The 13,896-nt window shown below is 68.9% G+C and carries 12 protein-coding genes; 8 read left to right on the top strand and 4 right to left on the bottom strand.

Translation table 11 applies throughout. From position 1 onward, the window contains the following. Positions 1–16: 16 nt before the first annotated feature. Complete coding sequence (gene kduD, locus BUR94_RS12620) at positions 17–751, bottom strand: 2-dehydro-3-deoxy-D-gluconate 5-dehydrogenase KduD (protein ID WP_074256562.1); 735 nt, start codon at positions 749–751, stop codon at positions 17–19. Between the two features lie 156 nt (positions 752–907). Between kduD and BUR94_RS12615 the strand changes: the two genes are divergently transcribed. Further along, positions 908–1,735, top strand: a complete 828-nt coding sequence (locus BUR94_RS12615; RefSeq protein ID WP_074256561.1) for an amidohydrolase family protein — start codon at positions 908–910, stop codon at positions 1,733–1,735. A gap of 11 nt (positions 1,736–1,746) precedes the next feature. Then, positions 1,747–2,076, top strand: coding sequence for an L-rhamnose mutarotase (locus BUR94_RS12610; RefSeq protein WP_074256560.1), 330 nt, complete (start codon positions 1,747–1,749; stop codon positions 2,074–2,076). Here BUR94_RS12610 and BUR94_RS12605 read toward each other — a convergent pair. Continuing rightward, positions 2,073–3,035 (bottom strand): aldo/keto reductase, encoded by a 963-nt coding sequence (locus BUR94_RS12605; protein ID WP_074256559.1) that lies wholly within the window; start codon positions 3,033–3,035, stop codon positions 2,073–2,075. The genes BUR94_RS12610 and BUR94_RS12605 overlap by 4 nt on opposite strands. Positions 3,036–3,254: 219 nt before the next feature. Here BUR94_RS12605 and BUR94_RS20825 point away from each other — a divergent pair, with 219 nt between their 5' ends. The 3 genes from BUR94_RS20825 (at position 3,255) to BUR94_RS12585 (ending at position 4,674) form a co-directional block, all read left to right on the top strand. Then, positions 3,255–3,692 (top strand): ATP-binding cassette domain-containing protein, encoded by a 438-nt coding sequence (locus BUR94_RS20825; RefSeq protein ID WP_245794460.1) that lies wholly within the window; start codon positions 3,255–3,257, stop codon positions 3,690–3,692. Further along, positions 3,689–3,880: a hypothetical protein gene (locus tag BUR94_RS20820; RefSeq protein WP_245794458.1), complete on the top strand. Its 192-nt coding sequence runs from the start codon at positions 3,689–3,691 to the stop codon at positions 3,878–3,880. Before BUR94_RS20825 ends, BUR94_RS20820 begins: the two co-directional genes overlap by 4 nt. 74 nt (positions 3,881–3,954) lie before the next feature. After that, the gene (locus tag BUR94_RS12585) at positions 3,955–4,674 is read left to right on the top strand and encodes a substrate-binding domain-containing protein (protein WP_074256557.1); all 720 of its coding nucleotides are present in this window, start codon (positions 3,955–3,957) and stop codon (positions 4,672–4,674) included. Positions 4,675–4,740: 66 nt separating this feature from the next. Here BUR94_RS12585 and ygiD read toward each other — a convergent pair whose 3' ends face one another. Next, positions 4,741–5,565 carry a 4,5-DOPA-extradiol-dioxygenase gene (ygiD, locus tag BUR94_RS12580; RefSeq protein WP_074256556.1) on the bottom strand — a complete coding sequence of 275 codons (825 nt, stop codon included), beginning with the start codon at positions 5,563–5,565 and terminating at the stop codon, positions 4,741–4,743. A 181-nt stretch (positions 5,566–5,746) separates the two neighbouring features. Between ygiD and BUR94_RS12575 the strand changes: the two genes are divergently transcribed. The 3 genes from BUR94_RS12575 (at position 5,747) to BUR94_RS12565 (ending at position 10,878) form a co-directional block, all read left to right on the top strand. Further along, a complete protein-coding gene (locus BUR94_RS12575; RefSeq protein ID WP_084193027.1) occupies positions 5,747–7,009 on the top strand; it encodes an efflux RND transporter periplasmic adaptor subunit in 1,263 nt (420 codons plus the stop codon). A gap of 3 nt (positions 7,010–7,012) precedes the next feature. Beyond that, complete coding sequence (locus BUR94_RS12570) at positions 7,013–10,108, top strand: efflux RND transporter permease subunit (RefSeq protein ID WP_074256555.1); 3,096 nt, start codon at positions 7,013–7,015, stop codon at positions 10,106–10,108. 275 nt (positions 10,109–10,383) lie between these two features. After that, a complete protein-coding gene (locus BUR94_RS12565; RefSeq protein ID WP_074256554.1) occupies positions 10,384–10,878 on the top strand; it encodes a fasciclin domain-containing protein in 495 nt (164 codons plus the stop codon). A gap of 202 nt (positions 10,879–11,080) precedes the next feature. Here the strand turns inward: BUR94_RS12565 and fdhF are convergent, their stop codons facing one another. Next, positions 11,081–13,864 (bottom strand): formate dehydrogenase subunit alpha, encoded by a 2,784-nt coding sequence (gene fdhF / locus BUR94_RS12560; protein ID WP_217694072.1) that lies wholly within the window; start codon positions 13,862–13,864, stop codon positions 11,081–11,083. Positions 13,865–13,896: the final 32 nt, after the last annotated feature.

Below are 13,896 nucleotides of genomic sequence, written 5' to 3'. Positions count from 1 at the left end.
GGGGAAGCGGGCGGGCTCAGCGGGCGAGCCAGCCGCCGTCGACGTTGATGACCGCGCCGTGCAGGTAGTCCGACGCAGGCGCCGCGAGAAAGACCGCCGTATCGGCGATGTCCTCGGGCTGGCCCCAGCGGCCGGCGGGGATGCGCTCGAGGATGGCGGCGTTGCGGGCGCGGTCGGCACGCAGGGCCTCGGTGTTGGCGGTTTCGATGTAGCCCGGCGCGATGGCGTTCACGTTCACGCGCCTTGCTGCCCATTCGTTGGCCATGAGCTTGGTCAGCCCGGCCACGCCGTGCTTGGAGGCGGTGTAGCTCGGCACCCGGATGCCACCCTGGAAGCTCAGGAGAGATGCGATGTTGACGATCTTTGCCGGGCGCTCCGCGGCGAGCGCGGCCCGGGCGAAGGCCTGGCAGGTGAAGAAGAGGGCCTTCAGGTTCACGTCGATCACCTCGTCCCAGTCGGCCTCGGTGAAGGCCACCGCATCGGCGCGGCGGATGATGCCGGCGTTGTTGACGAGAATGTCGTAGCCCGTGCCGGTGAACACGTCGCGCGCGGCCATCGGGTCGGCTAAATCGAGCCGGATCTCGTCGCCGCCGCTGCCGATCTTCTCCAGCGTCTCGCCGCAGCCGCGCCGCCCGGCGCAGGTGACATGGGCGCCCGCGCGGGCGAGGCCTATGGCGATGGCCTGGCCGATGCCGGCATTGGCCCCGGTGACCAGCGCCTTGCGGCCTTGCAGGGAAAAACGGTCGGACATGGGCGGCCTCGGGCTGGGGTGCGTTCGGGGCGCACCATGGCGAGGGCGCACCCGACATGCAACGCGCCTCTGGCTGGCGGGGCCGTGTGGCGCCCGGGCGCCTGCGCCATTGACAGCATGGCGCCCGGCGGAAACCTTCGCGGGGGGAGGGCCGCCATGAAGATCGACGCGCATCAACATTTCTGGAGGATCGACCGGGGCGACTACGGCTGGATGGACGACTCGGTGGCGGCGATCCGCAAGGATTATGGCCCGGAGCAGCTGGTGCCTCTGGCCGGGGCCTGCGGCCTGGGCGGCACCGTGCTGGTGCAGGCTGCACCGACGATGGAGGAAACCGAGTTTCTGCTCTCCATCGCCGAGGAGAGCCCGCTGGTGCAGGGCGTGGTGGGCTGGATCGACCTCGAGGGCGACGTGCCGGGCCAGCTTGCGCGCATCTCCCATCCGGCGCTGAAGAGCCTGCGCCCGATGCTGCAGGATATCGAGGAGACCGAATGGCTGCTGCGCCCCGCCGTGGTGGAGGGGCTGCGCCAGGTCGCGCGGGCGGGGCTGAGGTTCGATGCCCTCGTCACCCCGCGCCACCTGCCGATGCTGGAGCGTTTCGTGACCGTGGTGCCGGAACTGCCGGTGGTGATCGACCATTGCGCCAAGCCCGCGTTCGACGGCACCGATCCGGGCGCGGCGTGGCGCGAGCGCATGGCGGCGCTGGCGGCGCATGGGCAGGTCTTCTGCAAGCTCTCCGGGCTGGCCAACGAATACGGCCCCGGCTGGAGAGCCGAGACCCTGCGCGAGGTGGCGGGCCATGTGCTCAAGGTCTTCGGCCCCGAGCGCGTGATGTGGGGCAGCGACTGGCCGGTGCTGGAGCTGGTCGGCGATTACGAGGGCTGGTTCGAGGCCGCGCAGGCGCTGACGCGGGGCCTGAGCGAGGCCGAGCAGGCCGCCGTGTTCGGCGGCACGGCGCGGCGGTTCTACGGGTTGGAAGACTGAAGGGAAGAGACATGCAGCGGATGGGTTTCGTGATCGGGATCGCGGCGGAGAAGATCCCCGAATACAAGCGGCTCCACGCCGAGGTCTGGCCCGAGGTGGCCGAGCGGATCAAGGCGTCGAACATCACCAACTACTCGATCTTCCTGCGCGAGCCGGAGAACCTGATGTTCGGCTACTGGGAGTATGTCGGCGAGGATTTCGCGGCCGACATTGCAGCCATCGCCGACGATCCGAAGACGCGGGAGTGGTGGGCCATCTGCGGGCCGATTCAGCTGCCCTTGCAAAGCCGGGCCGAGGGCGAGTGGTGGGCCGGGATGGAGCAGGTGTTCTACCTGCCCTAGCCGGGGCGATACTCGCGGTTGGCCTCCGGGTCCTCGGTGGAATGGCCGAGGCCCTCCAGCTCCGCCCAGACCTCGGCGGGAATGTCCCACTCCGACCAGCCCAGGGTTTGCGCCACGCGCTCGGGGCTCGACACGCCGATGACCGTGGAGGTGATGCGCGGGTCACGCAGCGAGAATTGCAGCGCCACGGCGCCGGGTGGCACCTGGTGGCGGGCGCAGACCGCCTCGATGGCGCGGACCGGGGCGAGGGCGGCTTCATCGGCCTTCTGGTAGGTGATCTGGGGCATGACCGCCGAGCCCTTGGCCAGCACGCCGCCGGCATAGGGGGCCGCGTTGAGCACGGTCATCCCGGCCTCATGCGCCCAGCTGAACATCTCGTCGGCGGCGCGGTTGAGCAGGGTGTAGCGGTTGTGGCTCAGGATCACGTCGAAGGGGCGCTCGCGGACCAGCGGAAACATGATGTCGAGCCGGCCCATGGCGAGGCCGACCTTGCCGGCGATGCCCTCGTCCTTCAGCTTGAAGAGCTCGTCGAGCGCGCCGCCCTCGCCGGTGATCTCGGAGAGGTCGCGGGCGTGCTCGGGGTCGTGCAGGTGCAGAAGGTCCACCCGGTCCACGCCCAGCGCGGTGAGGCTCTCCTCGATCGACTGGCGGACGCGGGCCGCATCGAACCGGCCTGTCTCCATGTCGCGGTCGAGCTTGGTGGCCAGCACGAAGCCTTGCGGAAGCCCGCCGCGTTCGGCGATGGCGGCGCCGATGCGCTCTTCGGAGCGGCCGAAGCCGTAGTTGCGCGAGCTGTCGATGAAGTTGCAGGGGCCGTCGAAGATGGCGCGGAGGGTGGCGGCGGCGCGGTCTTCGCTCACCGCGTAGCCGTAGGTATCGGGCATGTCGCCCAGCGCCGAGGTACCGAAGCAGATGGAGCTGACGGCCGACCCGCCCTTGCCGAGTGTTCCTTTGGTCATCGCGTCCTCCCTTGGGTTGACCCGGTTCTAGACGAGGCGGCGCCGGTGGCACAGGGGCGCCGTGCAAGGATGAGATGAAATCGCGAAATCCCTGTTGCCCCAGGGGCAGTCAGCGTTTCGGATGTTACCGCAACCCGCCGTGCGGCCTGGCTTTCGTGGAGGAGGGCCCCCGCAGCACAAGGCCAGCACCGCGCGGGCGGGCAGGCGCAGGCCGAGAAAGTGCTGCGCGTCGAGGGGCTGAACCGGGGCCGGATGGTGCGAAACGTGAGCTTTGCGCTCCGCAAGGGCGAGATCCTCGGGTTTGCGGGGCTCATGGGCGCGGGCCGGACGGAGGTGGCGCGGGTGATCTTTGGCGCCGATCCGCTGGAGAGCGGCACGATCCATGTGCACGGGGCACCGCGCCGGATCGACAGCCCGAAGGATCGACCTGTCGGTGGGCACGATGATGACGCTGACGGCAGTGATCTCGGGCATCATCCTCACCAACCTCGGCCTGCCGCTGCCCTTCGGGATTGCCGGCGCGATCCTCTTCGGCGGCTTCATGGGCTCGATTTCGAGCGGCTGCATCGCCAAGCTCAAGATCCCGCCCTTCATCGCCACGCCGGGAACCGGCGCTGGGCCTCGGCTACGAGCTCGATGCCATTGCGGCGGCGGTGATCGGGGGCACCTCGCTCCCCGGCGGGCGCGGCACGGTTCTGGGCACCATCATCGGCGCCTTCATCATGTCTGTCCTGACCAATGGCCTGCGGGTCATGGGGGTGCTGGAGGACTGGAAGATCGTCATTGCCGGCGTCGTCATCATTGCCGCCGTCTCCGTGGATATCATGCTCCGCACGAAGGGCTGAACCCGGTTCGTTAAGCGGGCGTTCGGGCGCCTGTCGAGCTTGTCCTTCAATCGGTTACTTGGGGGGAAGCCACCATGAAGAAACGGATCGCCGCGCTCACCGCGGCCACCGTCCTGGCCGGCCCGGCCGCCGCGCAGGACGTCTACTTTCCGATCGTCGCCAAGGGCTTCAGCCACCAGCTCTGGCAGGCGGTGAAGCTGGGCGCCGAAACGGCCGCCGAGCGCAACGGGGGGACCATCACCTTCGAGGGGTCCAACACCGAGGCCGAGATCGAGAAGCAGACCGACATCCTCAATGCCGCCATCGCCAGGAAGCCCCAGGGCATCGGCTTTGCCGCGCTCGGCAGCCAGGTCCAGGTGCCGGCGCTGCGCAAGGCGGCGGACGCGGGCATCCCGATCGTGGCCTTCGACTCGGGCGTGGAGTCCGACCTGCCGCTGACCACCTGCACCACCGACAACATGGCCGCCGCCGCCACCGGCGCAGACGGGCTGGCCAAGGCCATCGGCGAAGAGGGCAAGGTGGCCGCGATCATCCACGACCAGACCTCGGCCACCGGCATCGGCCGCCGCGACGGGTTCCTGAACCGGATCGAGGAGGCTTATCCGAACATCGAGATCGTCGATGTGCAATATGCCAACGACGCGCTGAAGGCGACCGAGACCGCCAAGGCGATGCTGCAGGCCAACCCCGACCTGAAGGGCGAGACCCTGCCCGGGGTCATCGACACCGGCTTTTACTGGTATGACAAGACCAACATGGACGACCCGCGGGTGGCCGCGGTGCTCTACGACTGATCCGGCCTGACGGTTGAAACGGGCCCTCTCCCGCCACGCGCGGGGGAGGGCCTCTTGCTGCGCCGATCAGGCGGCGTGAAAGATGAAGGACCGCATGGAGACCGAGCCGAGGTCGATGGCGTCGGTCATCCAGGTGAGCGCGTCGCCGCGGTCTGCCGCGCCGGCGATGGTCAGGGCGGGCAGGTAGTGGTCGTGGCTGGGGTGCGCCATCTGCAGCAGGCTCCCGAGCGCCGCGCGGTCGGCGAGAGCGGCCATGTCGCGCTGCTCGAGCCGGTCGGCGAAGAGCGTGTCGAAGGCCTCGGCGAAGTCGAGCGGCGCACCGCCCGGGCGCATGGTGCGCAGGTTGTGCACCACGTTGCCCGAGCCGAGGATCAGCACGCCCCGGTCGCGCAGCTGGGAGAGCAGCTTGCCGATCTCGAGCTGGTCGGAAAGCGGCGCCGTCATGTCGATGGAGACCTGGAACACCGGCACATCGGCACCGGGATAGAGAAATTTCAGCACCGCCCATGCGCCGTGATCGAGGCCCCAGCTCTCGTCGCTCTCGCCGTGGTGGCTGGCCAGCAGGCTCGCCACCTCGCGCGCCAGTCCGGGGGCGCCGGGGGCGGGGTATTGCATCTCGTAGAGCGGCTTGGGGAAGCCGCGAAAGTCGTGAATCGTCTCCGGCCTGGCCTCTGTGGCCACCAACGTGGTGCCCCTGCTCATCCAATGCGCCGAGACGACCAGGATCGCGCTGGGGCGGGGCAGGGTCTGGCCCAGCTCTGTCCAGGCGCGGCTGTAGGCGGTGTCTTCCAGCGCGTTCATCGGGCTGCCGTGGCCAAGAAAGACCACGGGCATCCGCGCCGAACGCGCGAGGCTGTCGCGCAGGCGGGTGAGATCGGTGACAAAGCTCATGGGCGTGGTCCTGGGTCGGGGGGTGTGTGCGGGCAGGATAGCGCGCCAGGCCTGCGCGAAGAAGGCCGCACATCGCGCGGCAAACCTGCGAAAATGCACAGGGTGCAAAAATCTGCGACGGAATTGCCGCGGCGCAGCGTTTCAGGCTCAACTGTCCGCAATTCCTCCCCCTGGAGATATCATGTCCGCTCCCCTCGTTGCCCGCCGTGACGGCTCCCGCCGCCCTTCCGTGCTGCTCGCCGCCACGATTGCCGCGCTGATCCTGCTTGCCGGCATCGGCCTTGCCCATGCACAGGGCATGCCGCCGGGCGGGGCTGGGCGCGGGCCGACCGAAGTGGGGGTGATGGCGCTGGAGGAGGCCGATGTGCCCTATGCGGTGACCCTGCCCGGCCGGGCCGTGGCCAGCGCGCAGACCGAGATCCGCCCGCGCGTGGGCGGCATGGTGGAAGAGATCCTCTACCAGCCCGGACGCCCGGTGGATGCCGGCACGCCGCTCTTCCGGCTCGAGCCCGACAGCTACGAGGCGGCACTGGCCGCCGCAGAGGCCTCGCAGGCGAGCGCCGAGGCCGCGCTGGCCACCGCGAAGGCCACGGTGGAGCGTTACGAACGGCTCGAAGGGGTGGGGGCGACCGTCTCGGAGGTTCAGACCGCCCGCTCCAATGTCGCCTCCGCCGAGGCCACGCTGAAGAGCGCCGAGGCCGCCGTGCAAACCGCGCAGCTCGACCTCGACCGCAGCGTGCTGAAGAGCCCGATTGCCGGCATCGTGGACGTGGCGGCGGTGTCGGTGGGGGCCATCGTGACCGCCAACCAGACCGACGCGCTCACCACCGTGACCCAGCTCGATCCGATCTACGTGGATGTCTCGGAGAGCGCGGCCCGGATCATCCGGGTGCGCGAGCGGATCGACAGCGGGGCGATGCAGCCGGGCGACCGGATGGAAGCCGAGCTGACGCTGGAGAGCGGCAGCACCTATGCGGGCATCGGGCGGCTGGTGACGCCGGGCACGAGCGTGTCGACCACCACCGGCGCGGTCGACGTGCGCTTCGAGTTCGACAATGGCGAGCGGAAGATCCTGCCCGGCCAGTTCCTGCGGGTGAAGATCGTGATCGGCACCCAGCGCGCGGTTCTGGTGCCGCAGCGGGCGACCACCCGGCAATCGGACGGCACGCTCACCGCCTTTCTTGCGGTGGACGGAAAGGCGCAACGGGTGGTGCTGGAGACCTCGGGCACCCATGAGAACGCCTGGGTGGTGACCTCGGGCGTGGCGGCGGGTGACATGGTGATCCTCGACGGGCTGACCACCCTTGCGGACGGCGCGGCGATCAGCCCGGTGCCGGTGACGATCGCCGCCAACGGCGTGGTGCAGGACGCCGCGCCCGCCGACGCGGCCGAAGCGCGCAGCACTGCCGCGCCCGCCGCCGAAGCCGCAGCCGGGGGCAACTGAGCCATGGCGCAATTCTTCATTCACCGCCCGGTCTTTGCCTGGGTGCTCGCCATCGTGACGATGCTGGCCGGGGCCTTTGCCTTCAGCCAGCTCGCGGTGTCGCAATACCCCGATATAGCGCCCACCACCGTGCGGGTCACTGCCAGCTACAAGGGCGCCACGGCCTCGGCGGTGGAAAACTCGGTGACCTCGGTCATCGAGGACGCCATGACCGGGCTCGACGGCGTGCTCTACATGGAGAGCACCTCGCGCGAGGGCTCCTCCTCGATCAGCCTCGTCTTCGACGAGAGCATCGACCCGGTCGACGCCCAGAACAACGTGCAGTCGAAGGTCAGCCAGGTGGAGGGCCAGCTGCCCGACACGGTGCAGAGCTCGGGCGTGACAGTGACCCGCTCGACCTCGTCGATCCTGATGGTCGGTGCGCTGGTCTCGGAGGATGGCAGCTACTCCACGGTCGCGCTGGGCGATCTGCTCGACACCCGCGTCTCCGGCCCGGTCCAGCGGACGGAGGGCGTGGGCTCGATCAATATCTTCGGCTCGGGCTATGCGCTGCGCGTCTGGCTCGACCCGCTGAGCCTGGCCGAATACCAGCTGACCCCCTCCGACGTGACCACCGCGATCTCGAACCAGAACACCACCGTCTCGGTCGGCTCGCTGGGGGCCGTGCCCGTGGTCGAGGGACAGCAGTTCACCGCCACCATCACCGCGCAGAGCCAGCTCACATCGGTGGAGGAGTTCGAGAACATCCTGCTCAAATCCGAGGAAGGTGGCGGGCAGGTGCGGCTGGGCGACGTGGCCCGCATCGAGATCGGGCAGGAGAGCTACGGCGGCGACGCGCGCTTCAACGGCGAGAATGCCTCGGGCTTCGGGGTGAACCTTGCCACCGGGGCGAACGCCGTGGACACCGCCGAGGCGGTGCGCGAGACCCTGGCCGAGCTGGAGGCCGCACTGCCCGCGGGCGTGACCTTCGAGACCGCCTATGACACCTCGCCTTTCGTCGAGCTTTCGATCGAGAAGGTCTACGAGACGCTGGCCGAGGCCATCGCGCTGGTGTTCATCGTGATCCTCATCTTCCTGCAGAACTGGCGTGCCACGATCATCCCGATCCTCGCCGTGCCGGTGGTGCTGGCGGGCACCTTCGCTGTGCTGGCGGCGCTGGGCTACTCGATCAACACGCTGACGATGTTCGCCATGGTGCTGGCCATCGGCCTTCTGGTCGATGACGCCATCGTGGTGGTGGAAAACGTGGAACGGGTGATGGAGGACGACAGGCTCGAGCCGCTGCCCGCGACCGAGAAGAGCATGGGCCAGATCACCGGGGCGCTCATCGGCATCGCGCTGGTGCTCTCGGCGGTGTTCCTGCCGATGGCCTTCTTCGGCGGTTCGACGGGCGTGATCTACCGGCAGTTCTCGGTCACCATCATCTCGGCGATGGTGCTCTCGGCGCTGGTGGCGCTGATCCTCACGCCGGCGCTCACCGCCTCGATGCTCAAGCGCAGCCACGGCACCGGCTTTGCCCCGGCGCGCTGGTTCAACACCGGCTTCGAGCGGCTGACCGAGGGCTACGGCGCCACCGTGAAGCGGCTGGCCCGGGTACCGCTGGTGGCGGTGCTGATCCTCGCGGCCGTCATCGCCGCCGCCGGGGCGACCTACTCGCGGCTGCCCTCCTCCTTCCTGCCGCAGGAAGACCAGGGGGTGATGATGGTCATGATCAACCTCTCCGAGGGCACGACCACGGCCCAGACCGCTCAGGTGGTGGAGGAGATCGAGGACTACATGCTCACCGAGGAGGCCGACGCGGTCGACAGCACCTTTGCCTCGCTGGGCTTCGGCTTCAACGGCTCGGGGCAGAACGTGGCGATGATCTTCGTGAAGCTGAAGGACTTCGACGCGCGGCAGGGCGATGCGCTTTCCGCCGCATCGGTGATCGGGCGGGCGACGGCGAAGTTCGGCAACAGCCGCGCGGGCCGGGTGATCTTTACCCAGCCGCCGGCGATCCAGGGGCTTGGCAATACCTCGGGCTTCTCGATGTACCTAGTGGACTATGGCGCCACCGGCAACGACGCGCTGCGGGCCGCGGCGGAGGAGCTGGAGACCATCGCCGGGCAGGATGCGCGCCTCTCCAACGTGCGCGCCTCGGGCACCGACAGCGAAGCGGTGCTGCGGCTGGTGATCGACCAGCAGAAGGCCGAGAGCTTCGGGGTGTCGGTGAGCGGGGTGAACGCGATCCTGTCGACCATCTTCACCGGGTCGTCGGTCAATGACTTCGACATGAACGGCAACCTGCGGCCGGTCATCGTGCAGGCCGATGCGGCCCACCGGATGCAACCCGAGAACGTGGAAGACTGGTTTGCCGTCAACGCCTCGGGCGAGATGGTGAGCTTTGCGAGCTTCATCACCACCGAGTGGGTCTCGACCACGCCTTCGCTGGCGCGGATCGACGGCACCTCGGCGATCTCGATCTCGGGGCAGCCGGGCAGCGGCGTGTCGTCGGGCGAGGCGATGGACGCGATCGCCGAACTGGCGGCGGGGCTCGAGGGCGGCTACGGCGTGGCCTGGACCGGCCTCAGCTACCAGGAGCAGCAGTCGGGAAGCCAGGCGCCCTGGCTCTACGCGCTTTCGGCGCTGGTGGTCTTTCTGTCGCTGGCCGCGCTCTACGAGAGCTGGTCGATCCCCTTTGCCGTCATGCTGGCCGTGCCCGTGGGCATTGCCGGTGCGCTCGCCTTCGCGCTGCTCTTCGGGCAGACGAACGACGTGTACTTCAAGGTCGGCATTCTCACCACCATCGGGCTTGCGGCCAAGAACGCGATCCTGATCGTGGAGTTTGCCCGCGATCTCGAGGTGGCGGGGCGCAGCGCGGTGCAGGCGGCGATCGAGGCGGCGCGGATGCGGCTGAGGCCGATCCTGATGACCTCGCTCGCCTTCATGCTGGGCGTGCTGCCGCTTGCGCTGGCCACGGGCGCCGGGGCCAAGGCGCAGAACGCCATCGGCATCGGCGTGCTGGGCGGCATGACGGCGGCCACCTTTATCGGCATCTTCGTGGTGCCGGCCTTCTACGTGCTGGTGCGCAAGATCTCGGGCGGGCGGCCGGCCAGCTAGGGACGGGCGCCGACCCGCCGCTCCTGCCTCCCCGGAATCCGCGAGTTTTCGGGGCGGCGGGGGCAGGCTCTACTCTGTGGTGTCGGATCTCCCTTCCGCACCGCGGCCTTGCCGACAGCGCCCGTCTTTCCCCTGAGACGGGCGCATCCGCCTGGGTCCTTGCGCGGCCGGTCGCGCGCAGATGTTCAAAGAAGTGAACCGACCCGGCTTTCCCTGCGTAAACGCTCCAACCTCGCACAGATGCGGGGTGGAACCTGACCAGGGAGGAAAGACCCATGAAGATCGTGACCATGGCGAAGGCCGCAACCGTTGCACTGGCGCTTGCCGTATCGGGCTGCGCGATGCCCCGCTCCGATGCCGGCCCGGATATCGTTGAGGTCGCGCAGTCGGCCGGAAGTTTCGATACGCTGGTGGCGGCGGTGTCGGCGGCCGGGCTGGTCGAGACGCTTCAGGGCCCCGGGCCCTTCACCGTCTTTGCGCCGACGGATGAGGCCTTTGCCGCCCTGCCCGCCGGTACGGTGGAGAATCTGCTGAAGCCCGAGAACCGCGACATGCTGGTCTCGATCCTGACCTATCACGTGGTGCCGGGCCGTGCCGAGGCCTCCGATCTTGCCGGCAAGCGCGTGAGCGTTCTGACCGCCAATGGCGGCAAGCTGCGGATCAACGGGACTCACGGCGGCGTGCGGGTCAACAACGCAAATGTGGTGACCGCCGACGTGGCCGCGTCGAACGGTGTGATCCACGTGATCGACAAGGTGCTGCTGCCCTGAACTTGTCCCCCAGGATAGCCTGGGGCAGCCACGGGAAAGGGCGGGGGTTTCGGCCTCCGCCCTTTTTCCCTTGGCCGGGGGAAGCCCGCACAGGCCCGGCGGCGAGGGCCGCGCGCCGCCGCACCGCATTGACTTGCTCCAGATCTCACCCGCCGGACGCGAAGAGGAAGACGGTGCCCCGCGGGCGCCGGACCGGGCGGTGTCAGTCGGCGGCGCGGATCCGGGCGGCGGCGAACTTGAACTCGGGGATCTTGCCAAAGGGGTCGAGGCTCGGGTTGGTCAGGAAGTTCGCGGGGGCCTCGCGGAAGCAGAAGGGGATGAAGAGCATCCCCTCGGTCACGTCACGGTCGGCCCGAAGGGTCAGGGTGATGTCGCCGCGGCGGGTTTCGACGGTGACCTGCTGGCCGCGGGTAAAGCCCATGCGGCCAATGTCGCGCGGATGCATCGAGACCACCGGCTCCGGCTCCTGCGCGTTGAGCGCGTGGCTGGTGCGGGTCATCGCGCCGGTGTGCCAGTGCTCGAGCATTCGGCCGGTGGTGAGCACCAGCGGAAACTCGGCATCGGGCAGCTCGTCGGGCGGCACCAGATCGGTCGGCACGATCCGGGCGCGGCCATCGTCGGTGGGGAACCCGGTTTCGAAGATCACCTCCTTGCCCGGCGCGTCGGGGGCCGGGGCGGGGTAGGTGACGGCGCCTTCGCGCGCGATCCGTTCCCAGCTGATGTTGGCGAGCGACGGCATGAGCGCGGCCATCTCGGCGTAGACATCGGGCACATCGGCGTAGGTCCAGTTGCAGCCGAGGCCATTGGCGATGGCGACGATCAGCTCCCAGTCCTGTCGGGCCTCGCCGGGCGGGTCGAGCACCGGTCGGCCCAGCTGAACCTGCCGGTTGGAGTTGGTGTAGGTGCCGAGCTTTTCCGCCTGGGAGGAGGCCGGCAGGATCACGTCGGCGTGCCAGGCGGTTTCGGTGAAGAAGATGTCCTGCACCACCAGATGCTCGAGAGAGGCCAGGGCGGCGCGGGCGTGGTGCTGGTCGGGGTCCGACATGGCCGGGTTCTCGCCCTGGACATACATGCCCTTGATCTCGCCGTCATGGATGGCGTGCATGATCTCCACCACGGTGAGCCCGCGCGCATGGTCGAGCGGGCGGCCCCAGGCATCCTCGTACCTGGCGATCAGCTCGGGGTTCTCCACCGATTTGTAGTCGGGGTAGAACATCGGGATCAGGCCGGCGTCGGAGGCGCCCTGCACGTTGTTCTGGCCACGGAGCGGGTGCAGGCCGGTGCCGGGGCGGCCGACATGGCCGGTGATCAGCGCGAGCGCGATCAGGCAGCGCGAATTGTCGGTGCCGTGGACGTGCTGCGAGATGCCCATGCCCCAGAAGATGATGCCGCGCTCGGCGCGGGCGAAGGCGCGGGCGATGGTGCGGATCTCATCGGCGGCGACGCCGCAGATCGGGGCCATCTCCTCGGGGGTGAAGCCCTTCACCTTTTCCTTCAGCGCCTCGAAGCCCGAGGTGTGGGCCTGGATGTATTGCTCATCGGTCAGCCCCTCCTCGATGATCGTGTGAATCATCGCGTTCAGCAGCGCCACGTCGCGGCCCGGCTCGAAGACGACGCCATGGGTGGCATGGCGCATCAGGCGCTGGCGGCGCGGGTCCATCACGATCAGCGTCGCGCCGTTCTTGGCGGCCTGCTTGAAGTAGGTCGCGGCGACCGGATGGTTCTGCTCGGGCCGCGCGCCGATGATGATGATGCAGTCGCTTTTCTCGGCGTCGGTGAACGGGGCGGAGACGGCGCCGGAGCCGACGCCTTCCATCAGCGCGGCCACGGAAGAGGCGTGGCAAAGCCGGGTGCAATGGTCGACGTTGTTGGTGCCGAAGCCCTGGCGCACGAGCTTCTGGAAGAGGTAGGCCTCCTCGTTGGTGCCCTTGGCGGAGCCGAAGCCCGCGAGCGCGCCGCCGCCGTCGCGGTCGATGATGGTTTTCAGACCGCCGGAGGCCTTTTCGAGCGCCTCTTGCCAGGTTGCCTCGCGGAAGACCTCGTGGAGCCTGTCGAAGGAGAGCCTGGCCCGGGCGTCCTTGGGCGCGTCCTCGCGGCGGATCAGCGGCCTGGTCAGGCGCTCGGGCGAGAGCACGTAGTCATAGCCGAAGCGGCCCTTGATGCAGAGCTTGCCGCGGTTGGCCGGCCCCTTGCGGCCCTCGACCTGGATGATCTTGCCCTCCTTCACGGAAAGCTCGGTCTGGCAGCCGACGCCGCAGAAGGGGCAGACGCTCTCCACCTTGCGCTCGGCGTATTCGGTGCGTCTGGTGGCCTCTTCGTTGAGCAGGGTCTTTTCCATCAGCGCGCCGGTGGGGCAGGCCTGCACGCATTCGCCGCAGGCCACGCAGGACGACAGGCCCATCGGGTCGGCCTGGTCGAAGACCGGCAGGTTGTGGGTGCCGCGCGAGGCCATGCCGATGACGTCGTTCACCTGCACCTCGCGGCAGGCGCGCTCGCAGAGGGTGCAGGAGATGCAGGCATCGAGGTTGACGGCGATGGAGGGGTGGGAGGCATCGCGGAAGATGCTGTCGACCGGAATTTCGCCACCCGCGCCGGGGCGGGTGGAGGGAAAGTGCGTTTCGGTGAGGCCGGCAAGCTCGGCCTGGTGCCAGAAGCGGGCGTCGGGGTCGGGCGAGCTGTCGCGCGCGGGCATGTCGGAGGCCAGCAGGTCGAAGACGAGGCGGCGGTTGGTCTTGACCCGCTCGGTGGCGGTGGACACCTTCAGCCCCTCGGAGACACGGCGCTTGCAGGAGGCGGCCAGCACGCGCTCGCCCTCGATCTCCACCATGCAGGCGCGGCAGTTGCCGTCGGAGCGATACTCCGGGTCGTCCTTGTAGCACAGGTGGGGAATGGCGGTGCCTTCCCGCCTGGCGACCTGCCAGATGGTCTCGTGGGCCTCCGCCGTGACATCGCGGCCGTCGAGCTGGAAGGTGACGGTCTGGGGCAGGTCTTTCATTGCGCGCTCTCCGGGGGGGAGGG

The sequence above is a fragment of the Vannielia litorea genome, from assembly GCF_900142295.1.
Taxonomy (GTDB): domain Bacteria; phylum Pseudomonadota; class Alphaproteobacteria; order Rhodobacterales; family Rhodobacteraceae; genus Vannielia; species Vannielia litorea.
This window is presented reverse-complemented; position numbering and strand designations above follow the sequence as displayed.